The 25714-nt window shown below is 53.2% G+C and carries 31 protein-coding genes; 23 read left to right on the top strand and 8 right to left on the bottom strand.

Features of this window, described 5'->3' with window-relative positions:
- The first annotated feature begins 245 nt into the window (after window positions 1–245).
- The 4 genes from fliD to amyA all read left to right on the top strand — a co-directional run bounded on the left by fliD (window position 246) and on the right by amyA (window position 4119).
- Window positions 246–1664 carry a flagellar filament capping protein FliD gene (gene fliD / locus AAIG26_RS09960; RefSeq protein WP_343180632.1) on the top strand — a complete coding sequence of 473 codons (1419 nt, stop codon included), beginning with the start codon at window positions 246–248 and terminating at the stop codon, window positions 1662–1664.
- 23 nt (window positions 1665–1687) lie between these two features.
- On the top strand, window positions 1688–2098 hold the full coding sequence (gene fliS / locus AAIG26_RS09955; RefSeq protein ID WP_017458358.1) for a flagellar export chaperone FliS: 411 nt from the start codon (window positions 1688–1690) through the stop codon (window positions 2096–2098).
- Window positions 2098–2457: a flagella biosynthesis regulatory protein FliT gene (gene fliT / locus AAIG26_RS09950; protein ID WP_020454185.1), complete on the top strand. Its 360-nt coding sequence runs from the start codon at window positions 2098–2100 to the stop codon at window positions 2455–2457. Before fliS ends, fliT begins: the two co-directional genes overlap by 1 nt.
- Before the next feature lie 174 nt (window positions 2458–2631).
- Window positions 2632–4119, top strand: coding sequence for an alpha-amylase (gene amyA, locus AAIG26_RS09945; RefSeq protein ID WP_343180631.1), 1488 nt, complete (start codon window positions 2632–2634; stop codon window positions 4117–4119).
- A gap of 41 nt (window positions 4120–4160) precedes the next feature.
- Here amyA and yedD read toward each other — a convergent pair whose 3' ends face one another.
- The gene (gene yedD / locus AAIG26_RS09940) at window positions 4161–4571 is read right to left on the bottom strand and encodes a lipoprotein YedD (RefSeq protein ID WP_045511224.1); all 411 of its coding nucleotides are present in this window, start codon (window positions 4569–4571) and stop codon (window positions 4161–4163) included.
- 193 nt (window positions 4572–4764) lie between these two features.
- On the opposite strand from yedD, the gene yedE reads away from it, so the two are divergent.
- The 3 genes from yedE to AAIG26_RS09925 all read left to right on the top strand — a co-directional run bounded on the left by yedE (window position 4765) and on the right by AAIG26_RS09925 (window position 7130).
- Entirely contained in the window at window positions 4765–5973 is a 1209-nt protein-coding gene (yedE, locus tag AAIG26_RS09935) for a selenium metabolism membrane protein YedE/FdhT (protein WP_097405734.1), read from the top strand.
- Window positions 5970–6200 (top strand): sulfurtransferase-like selenium metabolism protein YedF, encoded by a 231-nt coding sequence (gene yedF / locus AAIG26_RS09930; protein WP_020454189.1) that lies wholly within the window; start codon window positions 5970–5972, stop codon window positions 6198–6200. Before yedE ends, yedF begins: the two co-directional genes overlap by 4 nt.
- Window positions 6201–6467: 267 nt before the next feature.
- On the top strand, window positions 6468–7130 hold the full coding sequence (locus AAIG26_RS09925; RefSeq protein ID WP_343180629.1) for a hypothetical protein: 663 nt from the start codon (window positions 6468–6470) through the stop codon (window positions 7128–7130).
- 148 nt (window positions 7131–7278) lie between these two features.
- Here the strand turns inward: AAIG26_RS09925 and AAIG26_RS09920 are convergent, their stop codons facing one another.
- From AAIG26_RS09920 to fliE, 3 genes are all read right to left on the bottom strand, one after another.
- On the bottom strand, window positions 7279–8175 hold the full coding sequence (locus tag AAIG26_RS09920) for a diguanylate cyclase (protein ID WP_343180647.1): 897 nt from the start codon (window positions 8173–8175) through the stop codon (window positions 7279–7281).
- Window positions 8176–8356: 181 nt separating this feature from the next.
- Window positions 8357–8749 carry a VOC family protein gene (locus AAIG26_RS09915; RefSeq protein WP_160269628.1) on the bottom strand — a complete coding sequence of 131 codons (393 nt, stop codon included), beginning with the start codon at window positions 8747–8749 and terminating at the stop codon, window positions 8357–8359.
- 218 nt (window positions 8750–8967) lie between these two features.
- Window positions 8968–9279 carry a flagellar hook-basal body complex protein FliE gene (gene fliE, locus AAIG26_RS09910; protein WP_017458367.1) on the bottom strand — a complete coding sequence of 104 codons (312 nt, stop codon included), beginning with the start codon at window positions 9277–9279 and terminating at the stop codon, window positions 8968–8970.
- A gap of 225 nt (window positions 9280–9504) precedes the next feature.
- On the opposite strand from fliE, the gene fliF reads away from it, so the two are divergent.
- The 14 genes from fliF to rcsA all read left to right on the top strand — a co-directional run bounded on the left by fliF (window position 9505) and on the right by rcsA (window position 21103).
- Window positions 9505–11205, top strand: a complete 1701-nt coding sequence (fliF, locus tag AAIG26_RS09905; protein ID WP_020454193.1) for a flagellar basal-body MS-ring/collar protein FliF — start codon at window positions 9505–9507, stop codon at window positions 11203–11205.
- The gene (gene fliG / locus AAIG26_RS09900) at window positions 11195–12193 is read left to right on the top strand and encodes a flagellar motor switch protein FliG (protein ID WP_020454194.1); all 999 of its coding nucleotides are present in this window, start codon (window positions 11195–11197) and stop codon (window positions 12191–12193) included. The genes fliF and fliG overlap by 11 nt, the downstream gene beginning before the upstream one ends.
- Window positions 12186–12902, top strand: coding sequence for a flagellar assembly protein FliH (gene fliH, locus AAIG26_RS09895; RefSeq protein WP_020454195.1), 717 nt, complete (start codon window positions 12186–12188; stop codon window positions 12900–12902). Before fliG ends, fliH begins: the two co-directional genes overlap by 8 nt.
- Window positions 12902–14272, top strand: coding sequence for a flagellar protein export ATPase FliI (fliI, locus tag AAIG26_RS09890; protein ID WP_020454196.1), 1371 nt, complete (start codon window positions 12902–12904; stop codon window positions 14270–14272). The genes fliH and fliI overlap by 1 nt, the downstream gene beginning before the upstream one ends.
- 19 nt (window positions 14273–14291) lie before the next feature.
- Window positions 14292–14735 carry a flagellar export protein FliJ gene (fliJ, locus tag AAIG26_RS09885; protein WP_017458372.1) on the top strand — a complete coding sequence of 148 codons (444 nt, stop codon included), beginning with the start codon at window positions 14292–14294 and terminating at the stop codon, window positions 14733–14735.
- Window positions 14732–16006, top strand: a complete 1275-nt coding sequence (fliK, locus tag AAIG26_RS09880) for a flagellar hook length control protein FliK (protein WP_097405731.1) — start codon at window positions 14732–14734, stop codon at window positions 16004–16006. The genes fliJ and fliK overlap by 4 nt, the downstream gene beginning before the upstream one ends.
- 103 nt (window positions 16007–16109) lie before the next feature.
- Window positions 16110–16577 (top strand): flagellar basal body-associated protein FliL, encoded by a 468-nt coding sequence (gene fliL, locus AAIG26_RS09875; protein WP_020454198.1) that lies wholly within the window; start codon window positions 16110–16112, stop codon window positions 16575–16577.
- 4 nt (window positions 16578–16581) lie between these two features.
- Window positions 16582–17586: a flagellar motor switch protein FliM gene (fliM, locus tag AAIG26_RS09870; RefSeq protein WP_020454199.1), complete on the top strand. Its 1005-nt coding sequence runs from the start codon at window positions 16582–16584 to the stop codon at window positions 17584–17586.
- Entirely contained in the window at window positions 17583–17999 is a 417-nt protein-coding gene (fliN, locus tag AAIG26_RS09865) for a flagellar motor switch protein FliN (protein WP_020454200.1), read from the top strand. The genes fliM and fliN overlap by 4 nt, the downstream gene beginning before the upstream one ends.
- A gap of 7 nt (window positions 18000–18006) precedes the next feature.
- The gene (fliO, locus tag AAIG26_RS09860; RefSeq protein ID WP_017458377.1) at window positions 18007–18381 is read left to right on the top strand and encodes a flagellar biosynthetic protein FliO; all 375 of its coding nucleotides are present in this window, start codon (window positions 18007–18009) and stop codon (window positions 18379–18381) included.
- Complete coding sequence (fliP, locus tag AAIG26_RS09855) at window positions 18381–19118, top strand: flagellar type III secretion system pore protein FliP (protein ID WP_017458378.1); 738 nt, start codon at window positions 18381–18383, stop codon at window positions 19116–19118. The genes fliO and fliP overlap by 1 nt, the downstream gene beginning before the upstream one ends.
- A gap of 9 nt (window positions 19119–19127) precedes the next feature.
- A complete protein-coding gene (gene fliQ, locus AAIG26_RS09850; RefSeq protein ID WP_269230762.1) occupies window positions 19128–19397 on the top strand; it encodes a flagellar biosynthesis protein FliQ in 270 nt (89 codons plus the stop codon).
- 8 nt (window positions 19398–19405) lie between these two features.
- Entirely contained in the window at window positions 19406–20203 is a 798-nt protein-coding gene (gene fliR, locus AAIG26_RS09845; protein ID WP_017458380.1) for a flagellar biosynthetic protein FliR, read from the top strand.
- A 276-nt stretch (window positions 20204–20479) separates the two neighbouring features.
- Entirely contained in the window at window positions 20480–21103 is a 624-nt protein-coding gene (rcsA, locus tag AAIG26_RS09840) for a transcriptional regulator RcsA (RefSeq protein WP_343180626.1), read from the top strand.
- A 43-nt stretch (window positions 21104–21146) separates the two neighbouring features.
- Here the strand turns inward: rcsA and dsrB are convergent, their stop codons facing one another.
- On the bottom strand, window positions 21147–21335 hold the full coding sequence (gene dsrB, locus AAIG26_RS09835) for a protein DsrB (RefSeq protein WP_017458382.1): 189 nt from the start codon (window positions 21333–21335) through the stop codon (window positions 21147–21149).
- A 127-nt stretch (window positions 21336–21462) separates the two neighbouring features.
- On the opposite strand from dsrB, the gene yodD reads away from it, so the two are divergent.
- Window positions 21463–21693, top strand: coding sequence for a YodD family peroxide/acid resistance protein (yodD, locus tag AAIG26_RS09830; RefSeq protein ID WP_017458383.1), 231 nt, complete (start codon window positions 21463–21465; stop codon window positions 21691–21693).
- Between the two features lie 222 nt (window positions 21694–21915).
- On the top strand, window positions 21916–22746 hold the full coding sequence (locus tag AAIG26_RS09825) for a mannosyl-3-phosphoglycerate phosphatase-related protein (RefSeq protein ID WP_343180624.1): 831 nt from the start codon (window positions 21916–21918) through the stop codon (window positions 22744–22746).
- Here AAIG26_RS09825 and dgcQ read toward each other — a convergent pair.
- The 3 genes from dgcQ to AAIG26_RS09810 form a co-directional block, all read right to left on the bottom strand.
- Window positions 22710–24407: a cellulose biosynthesis regulator diguanylate cyclase DgcQ gene (gene dgcQ, locus AAIG26_RS09820; protein ID WP_020454205.1), complete on the bottom strand. Its 1698-nt coding sequence runs from the start codon at window positions 24405–24407 to the stop codon at window positions 22710–22712. The two genes, AAIG26_RS09825 and dgcQ, sit on opposite strands and share 37 nt — an antisense overlap.
- A 93-nt stretch (window positions 24408–24500) precedes the next feature.
- Window positions 24501–24683, bottom strand: a complete 183-nt coding sequence (locus AAIG26_RS09815; protein ID WP_020454206.1) for a DUF2158 domain-containing protein — start codon at window positions 24681–24683, stop codon at window positions 24501–24503.
- A 79-nt stretch (window positions 24684–24762) separates the two neighbouring features.
- On the bottom strand, window positions 24763–25674 hold the full coding sequence (locus tag AAIG26_RS09810; protein WP_020454207.1) for a DUF808 domain-containing protein: 912 nt from the start codon (window positions 25672–25674) through the stop codon (window positions 24763–24765).
- Window positions 25675–25714: the final 40 nt, after the last annotated feature.

Raw genomic sequence — 25714 nt, 5'->3', positions numbered from 1 at the left:
ATAATTATCCTTCAGTAATAAAAAGTTATCAGATTCAGGCATCTGCCTACGGTTTTCTCACCGCTAACCTGATTATCGACCGCCTCTGAGCAACCTTTAGAAAAAAAGATCATTTTTTTAAAGCCGCAAACTGCCCGCTATTCTTTATCTTTATTCCGCCATTGTTTTAAAAAAAACCCTCTAATCTTTTCGCAGTCGCTGCCGATAATCCCCACAGTGATTGTCTAAAACTGAAGGATAAAGAAATGGCAACTATTAGTTCTATCGGAGCAGGCACCAGCTTAAGTTCGTCGCTCAGTACGCTGTATAGCCAGCTGCAGACGGCCGAAGAGACCAGGCTGACGCCAATTACCACTCAGCAGACATCGTATAAAGCAAAACTCACTGCCTGGGGCATCGTTCAGACGTCGCTGACCAAGCTGCAAACAGCGGCCAATGCGCTGAAAGATACTTCCAAAATTGCATCGGCCAAAGTTTCCAGCACTAACACGGCGTTTACCGCCTCCCTGGCGACCAGTGCAACGGCGGGAGCATATTCTATTGAAGTGACGTCGCTGGCAGCAGCGCAGTCGCTGCTCAGCCCGAAAGCGGCAAGTAAAGATACGGATTTAGGTGATAGCAGCCTGAGCTCGCGTACCATTACGATCACCCAACCGGGTCAAAAAGATCCGCTGACCGTTACGCTGGCAAGCGATAAGACCAGCCTGGCGGATATCCGTGATGCGATCAACGCGAAAGCAGGAAGTGTGACCGCAAGTATCATTAAAGCCGATGACAGCAGCTACTATCTGGCGCTGACCTCGCGCGATAGCGGTACCACCAACCAGATGACGATCACCACTAATGATACCGAATTAGCCAAGTACGTTAGTTATGATTCAAGCAATGCCGGCAGCGCCAGCAATACCATGACGCAGCAGGTTGCCGCTGCTGACGCCAACCTGAAGATCAACGGCGTGGCGATCACGCGTAGCAGTAACACCATCACCGATGCGCCGGAAGGCGTAACGCTGACGCTGAACAAGACCAATATCGGCAGCCCGGAAACGCTGGCGGTAACCAAAGATAATGCGCCAATGACTGCGGCGGTGCAGGCGTTTGTCGATGCTTATAACTCCCTGCAAACGACCATTGCCAACCAGACAAAATACACGAAAGTGGATCAGGGCAGTACGTCTCAGGACAACTCTAACGGCGATCTGCTGGGTGACGGTACGCTGCGTAACATTCAGACGCGTCTGCGCTCGCTGCTCTCCTCTTCTCAGAGCAATACCGGCAGCTACAATATCCTGTCGCAGCTGGGTATTACCCAGGATGTCTCCGGCAAACTGACCGTTGACAGCACCAAGCTCGACAAAGCGCTGACGGAAAAATCAACTGACGTGATCTCCTTCCTGACCGGTGATGGCAAAACCACAGGTTTTGCGACGCAGGCCAGCAATCTGCTGGACGATTTCCTCGGTACTGACGGCACCGTGCAGAATGCAACCGATGGGATTAACAAGACGCTGAAAAAGCTGTCTGAGCAGTATGACCGGGTTAACGACCAGATCACCGCAACCATGGCTCGTTATAAAGCGCAATTTACAAGTTTAAGTACGCTGGTCTCGTCACTGGAATCAACCGGTAACTATTTGACCCAGCAATTTAACAAGACCAATTAATAAAGTATTCGTTGAGGTTTGAAATGTATACGAAATCGGGAACTCAGGCTTATGCTCAGGTCGGCGTGGAAAGCGCCGTCCTGAGCGCCAGCCCGCATCAACTTGTGGTACTGCTTTTTGATGGCGCGTTAAGCGCCATGAAAAGGGCTGCGATCCTGATTGAGCAGGGAGATATTCCCGGTAAAGGACAGGCGCTTTCAAAGGCTATTAATATCATTACCAACGGTTTGCGTGCCGGTCTCGACCACGAAGTCGGTGGCGAGATCGCCGCAAACCTGGACAGTCTTTATGACTATATGACACGACGTCTTTTACAGGCTAATCTCCACAATGACCTCTCCGCCATTGATGAAGTTTCAACGTTGCTCAACAACATTGCTGATGCCTGGAAAGAGATTGGCCCCAATAATCAAAACGCGCGGGACACTTACTAATGGAAGCAAATTTCGGGTTGCTCCACCACTATCAGCAGCTGTTGGTCACCAGCCGCACCATGCTTAACCTCGCGAAGGAAGGGCGTTGGGACGAACTCATTGAGCACGAGTTGAAATACATTACCGCTGTGGAGAAACTGACACAGTTCCAGGATATGAGTGAAGTCGCGCCTCAAATGCAGGCGCAAATTCGCCCGTTGCTACAGCAAATTCTGGAAAATGAAGTTTCACTCAAAGAACTGTTAAGCCAGCGAATGGACGAGCTGCGGACATTGGTTGGACAGACATCCCGACAACATAACCTACATTCGACATATGGACGTCTCTCTGGAAACATTTTATTCCCCAACGAGATCTAATCTCATGCCCGGCGGGTGATACAGGAACAGTCCATCACCCGCTACGGTTTTCGCCTTCCCCCCTCTTCCCGTTCTTATCTCGCAATACAAATTCCCACGCCACTATGTGCGTAGCGGTTCGTCGTTTCTGAAATCTCAGCCATACTTCCAGCGTCTCACTCTGGAGCATGGAAGATGAAAAACCCCACCCTGTTGCAAACGTTTCACTGGTACTCCCCTGATGGCGGCGCACTCTGGCCGGAACTTCGCGCGCGCGCAGGTGCGCTGAACGACATGGGGATCAATATGGTCTGGCTTCCACCGGCGTACAAAGGTGCCGCAGGCGACCAGTCGGTGGGTTATGACAGCTACGATTTATTCGATCTCGGTGAGTTTGATCAGAAAGGTAGCGTCGCCACCAAATACGGGGATAAAGCGCAACTGCTCGCCGCCATTGACGCGCTGCAGGCGAACGGTATCGCCGTGCTGCTGGATGTGGTGGTAAACCACAAAATGGGTGCCGATGAAAAAGAAGCGGTACGCGTGAACCGGGTCAATCAACAGGATCGCACGCAAATTGACGACGAGGTTGTTGCATGTGAAGCCTGGACGCGCTTCACCTTCCCTGCCCGCGCCGGGAAATATTCGCGATTTATCTGGGATTACAAATGTTTTAGCGGCGTCGATCATATTGAAAATCCTGACGAATACGGCGTATTTAAAATCGTTAACGACTATACCGGCGACGGCTGGAACGACCAGGTCGACGACGAGCTGGGCAACTTCGACTACCTGATGGGCGCCAATATCGATTTTCGTAACCATGCGGTGACGGAAGAGATCAAATACTGGGCGCGTTGGGTAATGGAACAGACTCACTGCGACGGTTTTCGTCTGGACGCGGTGAAACACATTCCGGCCTGGTTCTATAAAGAGTGGATCGAGCATGTGCAGGAAGTCGCGCCCGGGCCGCTGTTTATCGTCGCGGAATACTGGTCCCATGAAGTGGAAAAGCTGCAGCAGTATATCGGCCAGGTTGAGGGCAAAACGATGCTCTTTGACGCGCCGCTGCATATGAAATTTCACGAAGCCTCGCAACAGGGACGCGATTACGATATGCGCCAGATCTTCGACGGAACCCTGGTGGAAGCCGATCCGTTTCACGCCGTAACGCTGGTTGCCAACCACGACACGCAACCCCTGCAAGCCCTGGAAGCGCCGGTCGAAGCCTGGTTTAAACCGCTGGCCTATGCGCTGATCCTGCTGCGTGAAAATGGCGTGCCGTCAGTCTTTTACCCGGATTTGTTTGGCGCAAGCTACGACGATACCGGCGGCGATGGCGAAACCTACCACGTCGATATGCCAGTCATTGAAAATCTCGAACGGTTAATTCTCGCCCGCCAGCGTTTCGCCCACGGCGTGCAAACCCTGTGGTTTGATCATCCTAACTGCATTGCCTTTAGCCGCAGCGGCACCGAATGTGAGCCGGGTTGCGTGGTGGTGATGTCCAATGGCGACGAGGGAGAAAAACAGTTGATGCTGGGGGAGAACTACGCCAGTAAAGTGTGGCGGGATTTTCTTGGTAACCGCGAGGAGACGATCACCACCGATGAACATGGTGAAGGAACATTCACCTGCCATGGGGGTAGCGTCAGCGTGTGGGTCATTGAAGATGCGCTATAAAATTGCGCCGGGCAACGTAACATGCAGGCCCGGCGTGCCATTTAGTGCGTAATGTTCAGCCCGGATTTTGTTAAAGCGTCCTGGCATTCAACCGTGGGTTTATCGACGCGTTGCAATGTCAGACCATCAAACTCCAGCGTATTACCTTCGCGCTCAAGGCGGTAAATGTCGCGTTTTTGCGTCACGTTATACAGCTTGTCGCCATTACGCATCAGCTTGCCCGGAACGGCAATCACGCGCTGCCACTGGCGGCAATCGAGTGTATCACCCTCTTTTGTCACGATAAGGCTGGCGATGGCTTCCGGGCTCACCAGGCTGCTTTGCGGCCCGGAAGATTGCCAGTAACCCGCCAGCCCTGCCGGTGCGGGCTGTTTCACCACCGCATCGTAATTATCCACCTGAACGCAGCCGCTCAGCAGCATCGCCGCGCCAATAATCACTCGCTTTTTCATTATTTATCCTGCTCGCGAAGAAAAAAATATTGTGGCATTAAAGCATTATCATCGCCACCCTTTCCCCCACCGCCTGCAAGTTTGATCTGTACCAGGTTTTTCGCCTTTTTTACGTTAGCTTGCCATCCCGCCCGTGTATTATCCGGGGTTCTTTTGCATTACCCGTTCCTTCTGAGTTCAGAGGCTCATTTCTATGTCATGGCAACAGTTCAAAGACCGCTTTCTGATTAAGTTCTGGTCTCCCGTCCCGGCGGTTATCGCTGCGGGCATCCTCTCCACTTACTATTTTGGTATCACCGGCACGTTCTGGGCGGTTACCGGCGAGTTTACCCGCTGGGGCGGTCAGTTATTGCAACTGGCAGGTGTACATACCGAAGAGTGGGGCTACTTCAAATTGATCCACCTTGACGGCACGCCGCTCACCCGTATTGATGGCATGATGATCATCGGCATGTTCGGCGGCTGTTTCGCCGCCGCGCTGTGGGCGAACAACGTCAAGCTGCGTTTGCCGCACAGCCGTATCCGCATCATGCAGGCCATTATCGGCGGGATGATTGCCGGTTTCGGCGCACGTCTGGCGATGGGCTGTAACCTCGCCGCCTTCTTTACCGGTATTCCGCAGTTCTCGTTACACGCGTGGTTTTTTGCCGTCGCCACCGCCATTGGGTCATGGTTTGGCGCACGCTTCACGTTGCTGCCGCTGTTTCGCATCCCGGTTAAAATGCAAAAAGTCTCAGCCGCCTCACCGCTGACGCAAAAACCCGCGCAGGCAAAACGTCGTTTTCGTATCGGCATGCTGGTGTTCGCCGGCATGGTGGGTTGGGCGCTGCTGACGGCAATGAACCAGCCCAAATTAGGCCTGGCAATGCTGTTTGGTGTGGGTTTTGGTCTGCTTATCGAACGTGCGCAAATCTGTTTTACCTCGGCCTTCCGCGATATGTGGATCACCGGGCGCACGATGATGGCGAAAGCGATTATTTTCGGAATGGCTGCCAGCGCTATCGGTATCTTTAGCTATGTCCAGCTGGGCATGGAAGCCAAAATTATGTGGGCGGGTCCGAATGCGGTGATCGGCGGCTTGCTGTTCGGCTTTGGTATTGTACTGGCAGGCGGCTGTGAAACCGGCTGGATGTACCGCGCGGTTGAAGGCCAGGTACACTACTGGTGGGTTGGGCTGGGTAACGTGATTGGCTCAACGATCCTCGCCTATTACTGGGATGATTTATCCCCTGCGCTGGCCACCAGCTGGGACAAAATCAACCTGTTGAAAACCTTCGGTCCGCTGGGTGGCCTGCTGGTCACTTATCTTTTGTTGCTCGCCGCCTTCTTGTTTGTCGTCGGCTGGGAAAAACGCTTCTTCCGCCGCGCTAACACGGCGACTACCGTTAAGGAGACTGCATGAACATCGTGCCCGATTACCGTCTTGATATGAGCGGCGAGCCCTGCCCTTACCCGGCTGTTGCGACGCTTGAAGCGATGCCGCAGTTAAAAAAAGGCGAGATCCTGGAAGTGATAAGCGACTGCCCGCAATCCATTAACAATATTCCGCTGGATGCGCGTAATCACGGCTATACCGTGCTGGATATTCAGCAAGATGGGCCGACGATCCGGTATTTGATACAAAAATAGGGTTTTACCTGTACTCCGCCCCCAGGCTAACGATAAAATTAGCCGCTGTAATTACAACGGAATGCATTAGCCTGGGGGCGTTTATAAAATGAAATTAGCATTAATTGGTAATTGCCAACTTGAAGTTCTGGGAAATTTGATAATGAACGTCAGCGGGCTGCATGAAGGGAAGTTCGACGGTATTTTCAATATGCCTATTTATAAACTTAACGAAAATAATAAACTATTAACTTCTATCACGAATTAGAACAGTGTGATTTCATTTTTATGCAGCATCATGCAGAAAAATGGGGACCGTTTTCAACAGCGGCCTTAAGACAATTCTTCGATATCACCATGCTACCGACCATGGAATCCCGCGTTTCAACGCCGCAGCTCGGGTACTATACAGATAAAATCCCTGATTTTATGGTCTACGTCGATTACCGCATGCTGCATCTTTATCTCACCAATGTGAGTATTCAAAACGTGGTGGAAGCGTACCATTCCGTGAGTTTTTCCAGTGAAAAACAAACCAATATGCTTAAAGAAGATGCGTTGAAATACCGCACATTATTTCAACGGGGCAAGCTTTATTTCGATTATTCAGAAGAGTATTTCCGCACACTTTCCGCTAATCCGGATTGCTACTCAACGGTAAGCCACCCGGATAACTATAATCTAAGTTTGTTATTACAAGTGATTTATCATAAATCACTCGGCATTAACGAGAGTTTCGATCTGCAGGGCAATGATCTGCTTAAAAATTATGTTGCGCCGAAAATTGGCTCAGGTGATAACACGTATCATATGATGCGCCCGACGGGCCTGGCGCTGGCGGGTAAAATTAATTATGCCTTTTTTGACAGCCAGAATCGGCGTGCGCTTAAACAAGCGCTGGTTAACTCTTCTTACTATACCGGTCTGGAAGACTGCTACCAGAACCTGTAATTCGCCTGGTGTTTTCCTGCTCCAAAAAAGCCCTTTGCAGGGCTTTTTTATTATGATTGAAAATAGACTCAACCGCCGTTAATAACAGAACCCTTGCTGATAGTATTGAACGCGATATAAAACAAATCGCACCAGGGATAATGGAATATTAATGGGTAATAAGGTGAATCTCACCGCCTTCATCCATAAACATACAGCGGTTGCGCCCGGTCTGTTTTCCCCGATACATCGCCGCATCGGCTCTTTTCACGACGATGCCAATAGACTCGCCATCCCATGCCTGAGTCACACCGATGGTCACCGTAATGTTAAGCGCTTTATCGTCACAGTGAATGGCTGACGCTGCAACCGACTCACGCAGGCGCAGCGCCGCCATGCACGCCTCTCTGTCCGAAGGCGCATACAGAATAATAATGAACTCCTCACCGCCGTAGCGGTAGGCAGTGTCGCCCCCACGGATCCGATCGCGCAGTTGCTGCGCCAGCTCGCGTAAAACGCCATCACCGACCAGATGCCCGTAGGTGTCATTCACATCTTTAAAACGATCGATATCAAGCAGCAACATATACATCTTCCGGTCTGATACTTCTTTCAGTTGCTGTTCAAACCTTTCATCCAGCATCCTGCGACCTGGCAGCCCGGTTAATATATCAACGCCACCGCGCAGCTTTAATAAATACGTTTTATAGGCGGTCACCGCTGCGGAAAATAACGCAAGACGATGCTTAAACTCTGAAAATTTATCAGTATTTGTTTTTTTATCCCTAATCACACACATCAATTCACGGCCGCAGTTATGCATTTTCGTGTGTGTCGCATCAATTGCCTGCAGGCAGCTGGATTCCTCCTGATTCATGGGTTGGTGGCCATCCAGCCAGCGACCGAAATGGCACAGGTGGTGCGAGTGTGCGTTAATGCTTTCCGACTGATCAATATTATTATTGACCACGCAGGCGAACATATTGATTAACCAATCATAATGCGCATCAACTGCTTTATTAAGATCAATAAGGATATTATCAATCTGTTGCGTATTCCTGTACATCATATCCCTCACCGCAGTGTAATAAGCACTACAGTGTAAAAAAACAAAAGGTATTTTTATGTAAATATAATAAAATCAGCTAAAGAATCAGATATTTCAGCGCAAGAAATATTTGCAAAAAAGGAAATAAAACCCATTAATTCATGGTAATGGCAAAGCACCTGCGTGGAACCAGCGTAACTCAGACAGATACCCACGCCCTGTTTTGCAACACCACGCGGTAGCCGTCATTGTCCTGCCAGCTCTTGCCTGAAATATCCCAGTAAGGGTTAAACGAAACGACCTCTGTAAACCCGGCTTTGCGCATGGCTTCACAGCGCGCAGCCCATTCATCAGCGTCCGGGTAATAAAGCACCAGTAAATCCTCTGCCGTCGCAGCAGGTTTAACCGGATGGTGATGACAAAGTGTGAATTCGATGTGCCAGGGCGCAGAGCGGTGCCCTACCATCACGCCACTGAAGCCCTCATGATCGGTGAAATCCGCAATTTTGCGCAGTTCCAGCGCCTCGCAATACATACGACAGGTCAGTTCAAGGTCAGTTACGGGCCGGGCGATTCTCATATGGGCAAACATTCGTCATCTCTCCTTCGGGTAGCGTCAGTGGAAAACGGTAAGCATGACTGTACCCGCAACGGCTATGGTCGATGTGATCGTCTGTGCCCACGTAAAGTGGCAGGGAGGGTGCAAAAAGGATTAGGAGGGAAAGCGCGCGAAACACAAAACAAGGGAAGATAACCGCCAGCGAGGTGGTTATCTTCCCATTATTCGTGGTTATGCGTGAGTCAGACTCACTACACCTGCATGTTCATAATGTCCTGGTATGCAGAAACCAGTTTGTTACGTACCTGAATGCCCATCTGCAACGAAATCGATGATTTCTGCAAATCGGTCATCACGTCGTTCAGCGCTACGCCCGGCTCACCGAGTGTAAATTTTTCCGCCTGGGTACGCGCTGCGTTTTGCGTGTCGCTAATGCGATCCAGCGCAGCATGCAGTTGCCCGGCGAAGCTGATAGACGGTTCACTTTCCACGCTCTGATTACGCGCAATCCCGGCAGTTGCCTGCAGCTGACTGACGACGCTTTCAATGCCCTGTATAGCCATGGTAAATCCCCGGATGGTTTGATACCTGACAAGGTTAACAGCTTGTCAATGGGATAATGGCGGTAAATAGCGATAAAAAACCAGGTTATTTGAGGCATAGAAAATTCGGATTCATCAAATAATGACACTGCCAGTTAATGGACATTTGTCGAGTTTGCCGACCCGGGAGTCTGTTTTGTTTCTCAACTCAAATAACAACATCCACCCAGAGTTACGAGGTGCGCAATGAGTGCGACTGCAACAACTGCACCGCAGAATAAATCTCTTGAGTGGCTTAACCGCTTACGCGCGAACCCCAAAATTCCTCTTATGGTGGCCGCTGCAGCAGCGGTTGCCATTGTTGTTGCTATGGTACTGTGGGCGAAAAGCCCGGACTACCGCACGCTTTATAGCAACCTGTCCGATCAGGACGGCGGCGCTATCGTCACCCAATTGACGCAGATGAACGTCCCCTACCGCTTTGCTGACGGTAGCGGTGCTATTGAAGTTCCCGCCGATAAAGTCCAGGAGCTGCGCCTGAAACTGGCTCAACAGGGTCTGCCGAAAGGCGGCGCTGTCGGTTTTGAACTGTTGGATCAGGAAAAATTTGGTATCAGCCAGTTCAGCGAACAAGTGAACTACCAGCGTGCGCTGGAAGGCGAACTGGCACGCACCATCGAAGCACTCGGTCCGGTAAAAGGCGCCCGCGTTCACCTCGCGATGCCAAAACCGTCGCTGTTCGTGCGCGAGCAGAAAGCCCCTTCCGCATCCGTGACGGTGAATTTGCAACCGGGACGCGCGCTGGATGATGGCCAGATCAGCGCCGTCGTACACCTCGTTTCCAGCGCGGTGGCAGGTTTACCGCCGGGCAACGTGACCGTTGTCGATCAGGGCGGTCGTCTGCTGACCCAATCCGGCGTTGCCGGTCGTGACCTGAATGATGCACAACTGAAATACACCGCCGACGTTGAAGGCCGTATCCAGCGCCGTATCGAAGCGATCCTTGGCCCTATCGTGGGTAACGGCAACGTTCACGCGCAGGTAACGGCGAAACTCGATTTTGCGAATAAAGAGCAGACGGAAGAGCAATACACGCCAAACGGCGGCGATCCGTCACAGGCTGTGCTGCGTTCACGTCAGGTAAATAGCAGCGAGCAGATTGGCGGCCAGTATCCTGGCGGCGTTCCGGGTGCGCTGTCGAACCAGCCTGCTCCGGCGAATACCGCGCCGATTACCACACCGGCTAATCAGCAGAACGGTCAGCAGAATCAAAATGCGCAGGGCCAGCAAGGCACGAGCACGGCTAACACCACCACCACCGGGCCGCGTAACACCACGCATAACGAAACCAATAACTACGAAGTCGACCGTACGATCCGCCACACCAAAATGAATGTCGGCGATATCGAGCGCCTCTCTGTTGCGGTGGTGGTCAACTATCGTTCGCTGCCGGGTGGCAAAACCGCCGCGCTGACAGCCGACCAGATTAAACAGATTGAAGATTTGACTCGCGAAGCGATGGGTTACACCGAGAAACGCGGTGACACCCTGAACGTCGTCAACTCGCCGTTCAACGCAACGGATGATGTTGGTGGTCAGCTCCCGTTCTGGCAACAGCAGTCGTTTATCGATCAGCTGATGTCCGCAGGTCGCTGGTTGCTGGTGCTCATCGTGGCGTGGCTGCTGTGGCGTAAAGCCGTACGTCCGCAGCTGGTACGCCGCCAGGAAGAGGCGAAAGCCTTGCAGGAAGCGCAACAAGCCAAAGCGGAAATCGAAGAATCGGTGGAAGTTCGCCTCAGCAAAGACGAACAGAACCAGCAGCGTCGCTCTAACCAGCGCCTGAGCGCCGAGGTGATGAGCCAGCGTATTCGCGAAATGTCAGATAACGATCCGCGCGTCGTGGCGCTGGTCATTCGCCAGTGGATGAGTAACGAACATGAGCAATAATCTTTCCGGAACGGACAAAAGCGTCATCCTGCTGATGACCATTGGCGAAGATCGCGCGGCTGAGGTGTTCAAACACCTCTCCGCCCGCGAAGTCCAGCACTTGAGTACCGCGATGGCCAGCGTACGTCAGATCTCCAACAAACAGCTGATGGACGTATTGCAGGAGTTCGAGAACGAAGCGGAACAATTCGCGGCGCTGAACATCAACGCCAACGATTACCTGCGTTCGGTGCTGGTCAAAGCCCTCGGCGAAGAGCGTGCCTCCAGCCTGCTGGAAGATATCCTCGAAACGCGCGATACCACCAGCGGCATCGAAACGCTCAACTTTATGGAGCCGCAGAGCGCCGCCGACCTTATCCGCGACGAACACCCGCAGATCATCGCCACTATCCTTGTGCACCTCAAACGTTCTCAGGCGGCGGATATCCTTGCGCTGTTTGATGAGCGTATGCGCCACGATGTGATGCTGCGTATCGCCACTTTCGGCGGCGTACAGCCTGCCGCACTGGCGGAACTGACCGAAGTGCTGAACAACCTGCTCGACGGCCAGAACCTCAAGCGCAGCAAAATGGGCGGCGTGAGAACCGCGGCGGAAATTATCAACCTGATGAAAACGCAGCAGGAAGAAGCCGTTATTACCGCCGTTCGCGAGTTCGACGGCGAGCTGGCGCAGAAAATTATCGACGAGATGTTCCTGTTCGAAAACCTGGTGGATGTGGACGACCGCAGCATCCAGCGCCTGCTGCAGGAAGTGGATTCCGAATCCCTGCTGGTTGCCCTCAAAGGTGCCGAGCAACCGCTGCGCGAGAAGTTCCTGCGCAACATGTCGCAACGTGCGGCAGATATTCTGCGCGACGACCTGGCCAACCGTGGGCCGGTGCGTCTGTCTCAGGTGGAAAACGAACAGAAAGCTATCCTGCTCATCGTTCGCCGTCTGGCGGAGACCGGCGAGATGGTAATTGGCAGCGGCGAGGATACCTATGTCTAATGAATTGCCGTGGAAAGTCTGGAAGCCGGACGATCTGGCCCTCCCGCTGGCCGCCGAGTTCGCTCCCCTGCTGACGAAAGAGTCGTCGTCAGCCGCTGAAGCGGACGGCGAAGAAGATGAGATATCAGAAGAGCAAAAGCTGCAGCAGCAGTTAGCGCAGATCCAGATGCAGGCGCACGACGCCGGGTATAACGCCGGTCTGGCGGAAGGCCGCAAAGCGGGTCACGACGTCGGCTACCAGGAAGGTCTGGCGCAGGGGCGCGAAGATGGTCTCAACCAGGCGCGCCAGCAACAGGCGCCAATCCATGCGCGTATGCAGCAGCTGGTCAGCGAATTCCAGTACACGCTGGATGCGCTGGACAGCGTTATCGCCTCGCGTCTGATGCAGATGGCGCTGGAAGCCGCGCGCCAGGTGTTAGGCCAGGTGCCGGTTGTTGATAACAGCGCGCTGATCAAGCAGATCCAGCATTTAATCCAGCAGGAGCCGCTGTTCAGCGGGAAACCGCAATTGCGCGTGCATCCGGACGATTTGCAGCGCGTGGAAGAGATGCTTGGCGCAACCCTCAGCCTGCACGGCTGGCGTTTGCGTGGCGATCCGACCCTGCATCCGGGCGGGTGCAAAGTGTCCGCCGATGAAGGCGATCTCGACGCCAGCGTAGCAACACGCTGGCAGGAACTGTGCCGTCTGGCGGCGCCGGGAGTAGTTTAATGACCGCACGTTTGACCCGCTGGCTAACGACGCTGGATAACTTTGAAGTCAAAATGGCGCAGCTGCCCGCTGTGCGCCGTTATGGTCGGCTGACCCGCGCGACCGGGCTGGTGCTGGAAGCCACCGGCCTGCAATTGCCGCTGGGCGCGACCTGCATTATTGAGCGTCAGGACGGTGTCGAAACGCGCGAAGTCGAATGTGAAGTGGTTGGCTTCAACGGCCAGCGCCTGTTTTTAATGCCGCTGGAAGAAGTTGAAGGTATTTTGCCTGGCGCGCGCGTTTATGCCCGCAGCGTGTTAGGTGATGGTTTGCAAAGCGGTAAACAGCTGCCGCTCGGCCCTGCCCTGCTTGGCCGCGTGCTGGATGGCGGCGGCAAGCCGCTCGACGGTCTGCCTGCACCGGAAACCGGTGAGACCGGCGCACTGGTCACGCAGCCGTTTAACCCCTTACAACGTACGCCGATTGAGCATGTGCTGGATACCGGCGTACGCGCCATTAACGCCCTGCTGACCGTCGGTCGTGGTCAGCGTATGGGTCTGTTCGCCGGTTCCGGCGTCGGTAAAAGCGTGCTGTTAGGCATGATGGCCCGTTATACCCAGGCCGACGTTATTGTCGTCGGGCTGATTGGTGAACGTGGCCGCGAAGTAAAAGATTTTATCGAGAACATCCTTGGCGCAGAAGGCCGCGCACGTTCGGTGGTGATTGCCGCCCCGGCAGACGTTTCTCCTTTATTGCGTATGCAGGGCGCTGCGTACGCGACGCGCATTGCTGAAGATTTCCGCGACCGCGGTCAGCATGTGCTTCTGATCATGGACTCCCTGACGCGTTATGCCATGGCGCAGCGTGAAATCGCGCTGGCAATTGGCGAACCGCCAGCGACGAAAGGTTATCCCCCTTCTGTCTTCGCCAAATTACCGGCGCTGGTGGAACGCGCGGGGAACGGTATTCACGGCGGCGGTTCGATCACCGCGTTTTATACCGTTCTGACCGAAGGGGATGACCAGCAGGATCCGATCGCTGACTCCGCACGCGCCATTCTTGATGGGCACATTGTCTTGTCCCGCCGCCTGGCGGAAGCCGGTCACTACCCGGCCATTGACATTGAAGCCTCTATCAGCCGTGCGATGACAGCGTTAATTACGGAACAACATTACGCCAGAGTCCGGAACTTTAAGCAGTTGCTGTCGAGCTTCCAGCGTAACCGCGATCTGGTTAGCGTTGGCGCGTATGCGCGCGGTAGCGACCCAATGCTGGATAAAGCCATCGCATTGTGGCCACACCTGGAAGCCTTCCTGCAGCAGGGCATTTTTGAACGTGCCGGGTGGGAAGATTCAATGCAGGCATTAGAGCTGATCTTCCCGACAGTCTAAGGTAGTGGAGAGCTGACTTATGACGCAAAACAGCGCATTAACGACGCTAAAGGATTTGGCAGAGAAAGAAGTTGACGACGCCGCACTGAAACTGGGTGAGATGCGTCGCGGCTGCCAGCAAGCGGAAGAGCAATTAAAAATGCTGATTGAATATCAGCATGAGTATCGCAGCAGTCTGAATAACAACATGAGCCAGGGGATTGATAACCAACGCTGGCAGAATTATCAGCAATTTATTCAGACGCTGGAAAAAGCGATTGAGCAGCACCGTCAGCAGTTAGCGCAGTGGAATGAAAAAGTCGATAGTGCCCTGGGTAGCTGGCGTGAAAAGAAACAACGTTTACAAGCCTGGCAAACCTTGCAGGACCGACAAAGCGCCGCGGCGTTACTGGCGGAAAACCGTCTCGATCAGAAAAAAATGGATGAATTTGCACAGCGCGCGTCCCTGAGGAAAATAGAATGATCAACTTGTCAAAACTGTTAATGACAGAATCCGATGCCACCACCGGTGTACAAGCCGGCAAAAGCGGCGGCGATTCTGCACAAGACTTCCTCGCTCTGCTGACGGGTGCAATGACCGGCGGCCAGGGACAGGAGAGCGATGCGCCGATTACGCTTGCCGATCTGCAGGCCGCCGCCCTGAGCGGCAAGCTGGCGAAAGGCAACCTGGCGGCAACCGCAGCTACCGGCGAAGAGACGCAGGCACAAACACCGGCGCAAAAACTGGCGGAACTGCTGGCGCGCCAGAGCGCGAAAAGCGATGTGATTGCCTCAGCGGCAAGCGACGCTGACGTGCAAAAACTGTTTTCTGGCCTCACACCTGCGGCGAAAACCGATGTGCTGGCCGCGTTAAGCAAAACGGCTAAAGCCACTGACAGCGAAAACAAAACCGATTTAAATGATGAAGAGCTGGCTGGTTTAAGCGCGCTGATGGCGATGCTTCCGCATCAACAAGCTGCGCAGTTAAACAACGCCAGCGCCCAACCGGCTACCGCGACAAGCGGTATTGATGTGGCCAAAGCAGCAAACCGCGCACTGAATACCAGTTCACTGACGACAGATACCGATTTACCGCGCGGCAGCGCGAAAAATGACAGCCCTGCCAGCACCACGCCGTTCCATGTAGCGGATGATGCCCAGCAGACGGCGGTGCTCGCCTCCTCTTCTGCGGCGGTGAAGAAAGATAATGACAACGCGCTGCAAACCACCAATACCACGGCCAGCATCGCACCGGTGACGACTACCGCCAGTGCCGCCCAGGCCAGCACGCCTGTTGCCGCACCGGTGATCAGTGCCCCGCTGGGCAGCCATGAGTGGCAGCAGAATATCAGCCAGCATGTCACGCTCTTTACCCGCCAGGGCCAGCAGAGCGCGGAGCTGCGTCTGCACCCGGAAGATCTGGGTCAGGTTCAGATTTCTATTAAACTCGAAGATAACCAGGCGCAGTTGCAGATGGTTTCAGCGCACAGCCATGTTCGCCAGGCACTGGAAGCGGCGCTGCCGATGTTGCGTACCTCGCTTGCAGAAAACGGCATTCAGCTGGGTCAGAGCAATATCAGCAGCGAGTCTTTTGCCGGTCAGCAGCAGCAACAGCAGGCCTCTCAACAGCAGCAACAGGCTTCACGTTCGGGCGCAGGCGATCTGTTTGGCGCGGATGATGGCGACGCGTTAGTCGCCCCGGCAAGCCTGCAATCTGCGGCTCGCGGTAACGGCGCAGTCGACATCTTTGCCTAAACGCCAGAGGTAGCATGATTATCCCCGTCTTTTCCGCGCTTTGACGGGAGCAGGACACGGGATAATCAGCTCATAAGCAGTACTAACAGGAAGCCCGTAACAGATGACTGACTCCGCTATTAACAAAAAACGTAAGCGCTCTATCTGGATCCCGCTGCTGGTGTTAATCACACTCGCAGCTTGCGCCACCGCTGGCTATAGTTACTGGCGTATGCAACAGAAACCTGCGGCTAGCGCAAAAGTGGAAGCGCCTCCTCCGCCAGCGCCGGTTTTCTTCGCTCTCGACACCTTTACAGTGAATCTGGGCGATGCTGACCGTGTGTTGTATGTCGGTATCACACTGCGTCTGAAAGATGACGCTACGCGCGCCAGACTTAGCGAATATCTGCCGGAAGTACGCAGCCGCTTGTTGATGTTGTTCTCACGTCAGGACGCAGCACAGCTTGCAACCAACGAAGGCAAGCAGAACCTTGCTACCGCGATTAAAGAGACGATCGCAACGCCGTTAGTGCCAGGACAGCCGAAGCAGGAAGTCACTGACGTTCTTTATACAGCTTTCATTTTGCGGTAAAGACATGGGCGATAGCATTCTTTCTCAGGCCGAAATCGATGCGCTGCTCAACGGAGACAGCGATAAGAGCGATGATCCGCAACCGGGTATGGGTGGCGATAGCGATATTCGCCCCTATGACCCCAATACCCAGCGCCGCGTGGTGCGTGAGCGTCTGCAAGCGCTGGAGATCATCAACGAGCGTTTTGCGCGTCAGTTCCGTATGGGGTTGTTTAACTTGCTGCGTCGTAGCCCGGATATCACCGTTGGCGCGATCCGCATTCAGCCCTATCACGAGTTTGCGCGTAACTTACCCGTTCCGACCAACCTTAACTTGATCCACCTGAAACCCCTGCGCGGCACCGGCCTGTTTGTTTTCTCGCCAAGCCTGGTGTTTATCGCCGTGGATAACTTGTTCGGTGGCGACGGGCGTTTTCCAACGAAAGTGGAAGGCCGTGAATTTACGCACACTGAACAGCGCGTCATTAACCGCATGCTGAAGCTGGCGCTCGAAGCCTATAGCGATGCGTGGAAGGCGATTAACCCGCTGGACGTGGAGTATGTGCGTTCGGAAATGCAGGTCAAATTTACCAACATTACGACATCGCCGAACGATATCGTCGTCAATACGCCGTTCCATGTTGAGATCGGCAACCTGACGGGTGAGTTCAATATCTGTCTGCCTTTCAGCATGATAGAACCGCTGCGCGAAATGCTGGTCAACCCGCCGCTGGAAAACTCACGCAGTGAAGACCAGAACTGGCGTGACAACCTGGTGCGTCAGGTTCAGCACTCTGAACTGAATTTGATTGCCAATTTCGCGGATATTCCCCTGCGCCTGTCGCAGATACTTAAGCTCCAACCCGGCGATGTGCTGCCGATTGATAAACCCGATCGCATTATCGCTCATGTGGACGGCGTACCGGTGCTAACGAGCCAGTATGGTACGGTCAACGGACAATATGCGTTACGTGTAGAGCACTTGATAAACCCGATTTTGAATTCGCTGAATGAGGAACAGCCCAAATGAGTGATATGAACAATCCGTCCGATGAGAACAGCGGAGCACTGGACGATCTGTGGGCTGACGCGTTGAACGAACAAAAAACCACTCCCGCGACGAAAAGCGCGGCCGATGCCGTATTCCAGCAGCTCGGCGGTGGTGATGTTGGCGGCACTCTCCAGGATATCGACCTGATTATGGATATCCCGGTCAAACTGACCGTGGAACTGGGTCGTACGCGTATGACAATTAAAGAGCTGCTGCGTTTGACGCAGGGTTCCGTGGTGGCACTTGACGGGCTGGCGGGCGAACCGCTGGATATCCTGATCAACGGTTATCTGATTGCTCAGGGTGAAGTGGTGGTCGTTGCGGATAAATACGGCGTACGTATCACCGATATCATCACCCCTTCCGAGCGTATGCGTCGTTTGAGCCGCTGAGTCGAGCATGAAAACACAGGCCACGGTTTCCCAACCGTCTGCCCTTTCCGGTTCGCCACTGTTGCAGGTCAGTGGCGCGCTGTTTGGCATGATCGCGTTAATTCTGATTATCGCGTGGCTCGCCAAACGCCTTGGCCTCGGCGGCAAAACCGCCAGCGGCCGGGGTTTAAAAGTGACCGCCAGCACCACGGTTGGCCCGCGTGAACGCGTGGTGATCGTGGATGTTGAGGATGCACGCCTGGTGCTGGGCGTTACGCCCACCAACATCAATCTGTTGCACAAACTTCCTCCCGCACCCGCAGAAAGTGAAGACGTGAACGTGAAAAATGTGGATTTCCAGACCGTGATGAAGAATTTGCTTAAGCGTTCTGGGAGATCCTGATGCGCCGTTTGTTCTCTTTTGCGCTGGCCGGATTATGGCTGGTTGCCCCTGCGGCATTTGCACAACTTCCGGGTTTGATTAGCCAGCCGATAGCCGGTGGCGGCCAGAGCTGGTCGCTGCCAGTGCAGACGCTGGTATTTATTACCTCGCTCACCTTCCTGCCCGCCATTTTGCTGATGATGACCAGCTTTACCCGCATCATCATTGTGTTCGGCCTGCTGCGAAACGCGCTGGGAACACCGTCTGCGCCGCCAAACCAGGTGCTGCTTGGGCTGGCGCTGTTTTTGACCTTTTTTATTATGTCGCCGGTGATCGACAAGATTTATACCGACGCCTATCAGCCGTTTAGCGAGAATAAAATCTCCGTCGATGTGGCGCTGGAACGCGGCGCACAACCGCTGCGCGAATTTATGCTGCGCCAGACGCGCGAAGCCGATTTGGCGCTGTTTGCCCGTCTCTCTAATAGCCCGCCAATTCAGGGGCCGGAAGCCGTATCGATGCGCATTCTGTTGCCCGCTTATGTCACCAGCGAGCTGAAAACCGCATTCCAGATTGGTTTTACAATCTTTATTCCGTTCCTGATTATCGATCTGGTGATCGCCAGCGTTCTGATGGCGCTCGGGATGATGATGGTACCGCCCGCAACCATTGCCCTGCCGTTCAAACTGATGCTGTTCGTGCTCGTGGATGGCTGGCAGTTACTGGTCAGCTCGCTCGCCCAGAGCTTTTACAGTTAGGAGTAAGCCATGACACCAGAATCGGTCATGATGATGGGCACCGAGGCGATGAAAGTCGCACTCGCGCTCGCTGCCCCACTGCTGCTGGTTGCGCTGGTCACGGGCCTGATTATCAGTATTTTGCAGGCGGCGACACAGATCAACGAAATGACGCTCTCCTTTATCCCGAAAATCATCGCCGTGTTTGTCACGATTGTGGTTGCCGGGCCGTGGATGCTGAATTTACTGCTTGATTACATGCGCACCCTGTTCAACAACATTCCTTATATCATCGGGTAAGCCGACTTATGTTGAACGTCACCAGCGATCAGTGGCTGCATTGGATCAGTATGTATTTCTGGCCACTGCTGCGCGTGATGGCGTTAATTATGACCGCGCCGATCCTCAGCGAATCGCGTATTCCGCGCCGGATAAAAGTGGGGCTGGGGATTGTGATTACCATCGTTATCGCCCCCACCTTGCCGCCAACGCCGGATGTACCGGTATTCGCCCCGGCGGCGCTTTGGCTGGCGCTACAGCAGATCCTGATTGGCGTCGCGCTCGGTTTTACGATGCAGTTCGCCTTTGCGACCATTCGTACCGCCGGTGAGCTGATTGGCCTGCAAATGGGCCTCTCTTTCGCCACCTTTGTCGACCCCACCAGCCACTTAAACATGCCGGTGCTGGCGCGCATCCTCGATATGCTGGCGCTGCTGCTGTTCCTCACGTTTAACGGGCATTTGTGGTTAATCTCGATGCTGGTCGATACCTTCCACACCCTGCCGATTGGCGGTAATCCGGTAAACAGCAATGCGTACCTGGCGCTGACGCGTGCGGCAGGCATGATCTTCCTCAATGGGTTGATGCTGGCGTTACCGGTTATCACATTGCTGCTGACCATTAACCTTTCCCTTGGTTTACTGAACCGCATGGCACCGCAATTGTCGGTGTTCGTGATTGGTTTTCCCGTTACGTTAAGCGTTGGGATTTTACTGATGGCGGCAATGATGCCGTTAATCGCCCCTTATTGTGAGCGATTATTCAGTGAGATTTTCAATCTGTTAGCTGATATTGTTAGCGAACTTCCACAGAATAGTAATCCCTGACTTTAGTAATGCCTTTCTGAGGATATTCCTAAAGTTAAATTTGAAAAACATCCCCCACCATATATCTGGCGCGGCTTATTTGTTTTTAGCCTTCTCACATAACGCAACATTTACTTTACTTTAAGATGATTCCTGGCAAATTATACCTAACTTTACGGGATAGTGGGTTCGCCTGAAGTTTCGCGTCGTACTTCAGTAATATAAGTTTTTCCTGTATGGCTTCTGAAGCTTCTGGCGGGTGGTGAATTATCGTTACGCATTGAGTGAGGGTATGCCATGTCAACGATTATTATGGATTTATGCAGTTATACCCGGTTGGGATTAACAGGGTATCTGACAAGCCGGGGGGTTAAAAAGCGAGATATCAACGACATCCAGACAGTTGATGAACTCGAATCAGCTTGCGCCACACTCCAGCCAACCGTGGTGTTTATTAATGAGGACTGCTTTATTCATGACCCAAACAGCAGTCAACACATTAAGCAAGTCATTAATCAGCATCCCCGTACACTTTTTATTGTGTTTATGGCTATCGCCAATATCCACTTTGATGAATATCTTTTGGTTCGCAAAAACTTATTGATTAGTTCTAAATCAATCAAGCCTGAGTCGCTGGATAATATTCTGGGAGATTGTCTCAACAAAGAGAAAAAAAGCGTTGGGACCATTAACTTACCAACACTTTCACTAAGTCGTACCGAGTCAAGCATGTTGAGAATGTGGATGTCCGGGCAGGATACGATTCAAATCTCCGATCAGATGAATATTAAAGCGAAAACGGTATCATCACATAAGGGTAATATTAAAAGAAAAATTAAAACGCATAATAAACAGGTTATATATCATGTAGTGCGGCTAACAGATAATGTTACCACTGGTATATTTGTTAATATGCGTTGAGGATATTTTTTATTTATTCACCCTCCAGGCGGAGGGCGAAATATTAATCTGCACGTTCTACAAATACGCCGTCCGGGTGGTCTTTTTCGTTAAAGAACCAAATCCCGAGCGGGTAATCTTCCAGTGAGACCAGGTACATCGTACCTTCATTAAACGCTTCGACAGCCAATACCACCCCCGGACGGCGTGGACCCCCGTCCGTTTTGACCGTAACCCGATCGTTAACTTTCATAAGTACCCTCCTCTCGCATTTACGCCAGTGTAGAACAAAACCGCAGCCCTGACAGCGTGCCTGCGTTTAGCTGGCGATTTTTTCTACCGACTATACTTAACACTGCATTTATGAAGGAGGTGACGGCGTGAAAACAGTCAAAGAGTACAGCGAGACCGCAAAGCGGGACGTGCATATCGATGTTGATGCCCTGCTGGCTGCGATTAACGAAATCAGCGAAAGCGAAGTGCATCGTGTCGACGACGAAGATGGCCAGCGCGTGAGCGTGGATGGTCGGGAATATCATACCTGGCGGGAACTGGCGGAAGCATTTGAACTGGACGTGCATGACTTCAGTATTACGGAGGCGAATCGCTGAAGAAAACATCCCGGCCGCCGAAACGGCCGGGACAAACTTGCTCTCGCAAGAAGCACTTAAAATTCGTACACCAGGGAATCTGATGTGGGGACAACTTTATAGATAAAACGTCCACATGACAAGAAATAACTATAAATCAATGAATTAGCAGATACATCTGTATTCTACTGCATACAATGCGCGACAAAAGTCTCCCGACTCATACTGCCAAAGGAGCTCACTATGCCGAGCCTGGACGACCCGTTACTGATCTTTTCTGACATAGAAGGAACGCTGCTGGATAGCCACACCGGTGAATGGCAACCCGCTGCCGGGTGGCTTGCGCGCCTGCGCCAGCGCCAGATACCGGTGATCCTCTGTAGCAGCAAAACCGCGGCAGAAATGATCGCTGTGCAAAACATGCTGCAACTGCAAGGTCTGCCTTTTATTGCCGAAAACGGCGCGGTGATTCAGTTAGATGAACACTGGCAAGATCACGATGACTACCCACGGATTATTACGGGTTCCCCCCATGCGGAAATCGCCCGTGTGCTGACTCAATTACGCCTGAGCAATGGCTGGAAATTCACAACCTTTACAGAGCTGGATGAACATGTGCTGGCAGAGTTAACAGGCCTTACGCCTGCGCAGGCTACTCTCGCTAAGTTGCAGGAAGCCTCTGAAACCCTGATCTGGCGCGACAGCGATGAACACATGGCCGCCTTTGATGATGCGCTGGCGCAACTGGGCTTACGTGTTGTTCAGGGAGCCCGTTTCTGGCATGTGCTGGATGAGCGCTGTGGAAAAGATCAGGCCGTAAACTGGCTGACCCGGCAATATCGCCATTACCGGGGTAAACGCGCTGTCACGGTCGGGCTGGGTGATGGGCCAAACGATGCGCCGCTACTTGATAACGTTGACTACGCCGTGGTGGTAAAAGGCCTTAATCGTCAGGGAGTAACGCTGCGTCAGGATAGCCCGCCACGGGTTTATCACACGCAACAAGAGGGAGCAGCGGGCTGGCGTGAAGGTCTGGATCACCTCTTTGGCATCACATCCACTGAACAGACCTGATTGCGACCACTGTTTTTCGCCCGGTATAAGCGGCTATCGGCGACGGATTGCAGATATTCAAAATCGTAATTGCCGTTTTCCTGCGCATCGCAGACGCCGAGGGAAACCGTGATGCGCAAAGTCGTACGCTTGTGGATCAGGATCTCTTTACTTTCAATGCGCGAACGGATGTGCTCGGCAACCTGTACCGCCTGCTCAAGTGTGCTGTCCGGTAATAAAATACAGAACTCCTCGCCGCCGACGCGCCCGGCAACATCCTGCTCTCTGAGGGAACTGCTGATAAGCCCGGCGGCGTGGGATAGTACCAAATCACCAGCCTGATGGCCGAACTGGTCATTGACGCCCTTAAAATGGTCAATATCAAGCTGAATGATTGAGAACGGCCGTCGCTGAACCCGCGCTTCTTCAGATAACACTTTCGCCTGCTCAAAAAACGAGCCCCGATTATAAAGGCGCGTCAGCGGGTCGAACCACGCCTGCCATTGCAGCGTGTGTTGCATGCTATACAAGTTGGTCACCATTCTGCGGATGACCACCCAGGAAAAAAGCAGCATGCCGGTAAACAACACCCACAACAGCGAGAGCGCAATGCTGATACGCCCGAAATCCCCGGAGAGGCCTTCCTGCAAAGAGTGAATGCGCACCAGCACGCCACCAAAATGTTTAAGTTTTTGCCAGCTCACATAACGGGTGCCCAGATGCAGGCCACCGACGGTATCGCGTGTCATGTCTGCTTGTAGCTTAGCGATCTCATCCTGATTAAACTCGCCGCTGGCATTTTGTTGCGGTTGCGTACTGGTCAGCAGCCGGAAATGGTTATCGTAAAGCTGATACTCGCCGCCATCCTGCTGGAGTTGTACGCCAACCAGTAACGGCTTAATCGCACTCAACGGGAAACTCATGACCAGTACACCGTACCAATAGTATTCATAATCAAGCGGCACACTGGCGGCAACAAAGCTGTTGCTTTCTGAGTTGGTAAAAAACGTGAACCAGCGAACCCCACGCGCGCGGTTTTTCTGCAGCTGTTGGCTGCTAAACCAGGGGCGCGTTAATAAGCGGTAATAGGTAGAAATAATGTCCTGCTCATGCTCAACAGCGCGCGTGGAGAGGAAAAAGCCCGCACGTGAGAAATAATAAGCCTGACGCGGCAACATAGAGGCCTCAGAGGAGAGGCGAAACAGGTAGCCAAGTTCCATTGCCGCCGTGAGTTCGTTGTGCAACAGCTCCTCGTCGCGACGCAGCAGCTCGCTCTGTTCAACCAAAGCATCGGAAACACCGTAAATGGGCAGCGTCCGGCTGTTATCCAGCCCAATCTGCCAGTACGGTAAGGCACGTTTACGATCAAATTCGCCCTGCACGGAATTTAACGCTTCAAATCCCAACGGCGTTTGCAGGGCGGCCTGCATCCCATTTCGGAAAAAGAGCAACCGGTCCACACCGACCTGAAACTGCATATCCAGCGCATTACTGACGTTTTCCAGCGCGCTACGCTGGCTGGCGACATAAGCCCCCTGCAGCACAATGACTTCACGCCACGTCAGGATCGTCGAGCACACCATCACGATCACAAAGCAAAGGTTGACCACCTGAGCCGGAACAAAATAGCGCTGCAGTTGTTTAAACGACCTGGGCTGTTTTACGACACGGTTCTGCCGCACACGGGCTCCCTGAAATCTCTGTGAGTGCTCTTTCGCCCCGCTCGCATTTTATCCGGCAATAAAAACGCCCAGCAATGCCGGGCGTTTTAGTGGTTATGCTTCTTCGTGGATCCGCCGCCTGTCGCCAGGCATCAGCTCATCTTCACGAAAGGCTTCCCGTTTGACGCCGTAGCCGTCATACCAGCGGCACTCAACCATACCGCTGGCATAACCGGTAACAATCATGAGCGGACCACCCTTTTTACTCTGCACTTCATCGCTGACCAAAAAGACCATTCTTGCCTCCGGTATCAGGGCGAAACTTTTTCACCTTAGACGAAGTTACTTAAATTTGCATAATCCCTGCCGCGAGATTTTATTTTTCACCGCCACGTAAACGTTCCACACCTTTCAAAACCGCGACCACCACGGCACCAATCACAAAGCCCAGCACCAGGTTGGCCGCCATCGGTGTCAGCGCCTGTAGCAATGCGGGCTGGCTCGCGGCAAAATGTTCGATAGCGTGATGTAACGGCGCAATACCATGTACCACAATCCCGCCGCCGACCAGGAACATTGCCAGCGTACCGACGACAGACAGGATCTTCATGAGCCAGGGCGCGGTGAATAACAACCCTTTCCCCAGCCCTTGCGTCAGAACGCCCGGTTTCTCTACCAGCCAGTAGCCCATATCATCGAGCTTCACGATGATACCCACCAGCCCATAAACACCAATGGTAACCAGCACCGCGATGCCCGACAGGATCAGCACCTGATTCAGCAAAGGCGCGTCGGCAACGATGCCAAGCGTGATGGCAACAATCTCGGCAGAGAGAATAAAATCGGTGCGCACTGCGCCTTTGATTTTATCTTTCTCGAACTGCTGCGGATCCTGCGCTGCCAGCGCCTCCAGACGCTGCTGGCGCGCCTCCGGGCTCTCTTTATGTTTACGCGCTTCAAACGTGTGCAACACTTTTTCCACACCTTCAAAGCATAAAAATGCGCCGCCAAGCATCAACAAAGGTGTAATGGCCCAGGGGATGAAGGCGCTAATCAGTAACGCCAGCGGGACGAGAATCACCTTATTCAGCAATGACCCACGCGCGACGCTCCACACCACCGGCAATTCACGATTGGCGCGCACGCCGGTGACTTGCTGCGCGTTAAGCGAAAGATCGTCGCCCAGCACACCGGCGGTCTTTTTCGCCGCCAGTTTGCCCATCACTGAAATATCATCCAGCAACGTCGCAATATCATCGAGTAATGTTAATAAACTACTTCCTGCCAAAATGTCTTCCTTTTGAATTTATGATGTCACGCTTCTCAGT

This window comes from Kosakonia sp. PSU_27 (assembly GCF_039409795.1).
Taxonomy (GTDB): Bacteria; Pseudomonadota; Gammaproteobacteria; order Enterobacterales; family Enterobacteriaceae; genus Kosakonia.
This window is presented reverse-complemented; position numbering and strand designations above follow the sequence as displayed.

Coding starts and splice junctions, on each gene's coding strand:
- fliD (WP_343180632.1), top strand. CDS start 246: ATGGCAACTATTAGTTCTATCGGAGCAGGCACCAGCTTAAGTTCGTCG.
- fliS (WP_017458358.1), top strand. CDS start 1,688: ATGTATACGAAATCGGGAACTCAGGCTTATGCTCAGGTCGGCGTGGAA.
- fliT (WP_020454185.1), top strand. CDS start 2,098: ATGGAAGCAAATTTCGGGTTGCTCCACCACTATCAGCAGCTGTTGGTC.
- amyA (WP_343180631.1), top strand. CDS start 2,632: ATGAAAAACCCCACCCTGTTGCAAACGTTTCACTGGTACTCCCCTGAT.
- yedD (WP_045511224.1), bottom strand. CDS start 4,571: ATGAAAAAGCGAGTGATTATTGGCGCGGCGATGCTGCTGAGCGGCTGC.
- yedE (WP_097405734.1), top strand. CDS start 4,765: ATGTCATGGCAACAGTTCAAAGACCGCTTTCTGATTAAGTTCTGGTCT.
- yedF (WP_020454189.1), top strand. CDS start 5,970: ATGAACATCGTGCCCGATTACCGTCTTGATATGAGCGGCGAGCCCTGC.
- AAIG26_RS09925 (WP_343180629.1), top strand. CDS start 6,468: ATGCAGCATCATGCAGAAAAATGGGGACCGTTTTCAACAGCGGCCTTA.
- AAIG26_RS09920 (WP_343180647.1), bottom strand. CDS start 8,175: ATGTACAGGAATACGCAACAGATTGATAATATCCTTATTGATCTTAAT.
- AAIG26_RS09915 (WP_160269628.1), bottom strand. CDS start 8,749: ATGTTTGCCCATATGAGAATCGCCCGGCCCGTAACTGACCTTGAACTG.
- fliE (WP_017458367.1), bottom strand. CDS start 9,279: ATGGCTATACAGGGCATTGAAAGCGTCGTCAGTCAGCTGCAGGCAACT.
- fliF (WP_020454193.1), top strand. CDS start 9,505: ATGAGTGCGACTGCAACAACTGCACCGCAGAATAAATCTCTTGAGTGG.
- fliG (WP_020454194.1), top strand. CDS start 11,195: ATGAGCAATAATCTTTCCGGAACGGACAAAAGCGTCATCCTGCTGATG.
- fliH (WP_020454195.1), top strand. CDS start 12,186: ATGTCTAATGAATTGCCGTGGAAAGTCTGGAAGCCGGACGATCTGGCC.
- fliI (WP_020454196.1), top strand. CDS start 12,902: ATGACCGCACGTTTGACCCGCTGGCTAACGACGCTGGATAACTTTGAA.
- fliJ (WP_017458372.1), top strand. CDS start 14,292: ATGACGCAAAACAGCGCATTAACGACGCTAAAGGATTTGGCAGAGAAA.
- fliK (WP_097405731.1), top strand. CDS start 14,732: ATGATCAACTTGTCAAAACTGTTAATGACAGAATCCGATGCCACCACC.
- fliL (WP_020454198.1), top strand. CDS start 16,110: ATGACTGACTCCGCTATTAACAAAAAACGTAAGCGCTCTATCTGGATC.
- fliM (WP_020454199.1), top strand. CDS start 16,582: ATGGGCGATAGCATTCTTTCTCAGGCCGAAATCGATGCGCTGCTCAAC.
- fliN (WP_020454200.1), top strand. CDS start 17,583: ATGAGTGATATGAACAATCCGTCCGATGAGAACAGCGGAGCACTGGAC.
- fliO (WP_017458377.1), top strand. CDS start 18,007: ATGAAAACACAGGCCACGGTTTCCCAACCGTCTGCCCTTTCCGGTTCG.
- fliP (WP_017458378.1), top strand. CDS start 18,381: ATGCGCCGTTTGTTCTCTTTTGCGCTGGCCGGATTATGGCTGGTTGCC.
- fliQ (WP_269230762.1), top strand. CDS start 19,128: ATGACACCAGAATCGGTCATGATGATGGGCACCGAGGCGATGAAAGTC.
- fliR (WP_017458380.1), top strand. CDS start 19,406: ATGTTGAACGTCACCAGCGATCAGTGGCTGCATTGGATCAGTATGTAT.
- rcsA (WP_343180626.1), top strand. CDS start 20,480: ATGTCAACGATTATTATGGATTTATGCAGTTATACCCGGTTGGGATTA.
- dsrB (WP_017458382.1), bottom strand. CDS start 21,335: ATGAAAGTTAACGATCGGGTTACGGTCAAAACGGACGGGGGTCCACGC.
- AAIG26_RS09825 (WP_343180624.1), top strand. CDS start 21,916: ATGCCGAGCCTGGACGACCCGTTACTGATCTTTTCTGACATAGAAGGA.
- AAIG26_RS09815 (WP_020454206.1), bottom strand. CDS start 24,683: ATGGTCTTTTTGGTCAGCGATGAAGTGCAGAGTAAAAAGGGTGGTCCG.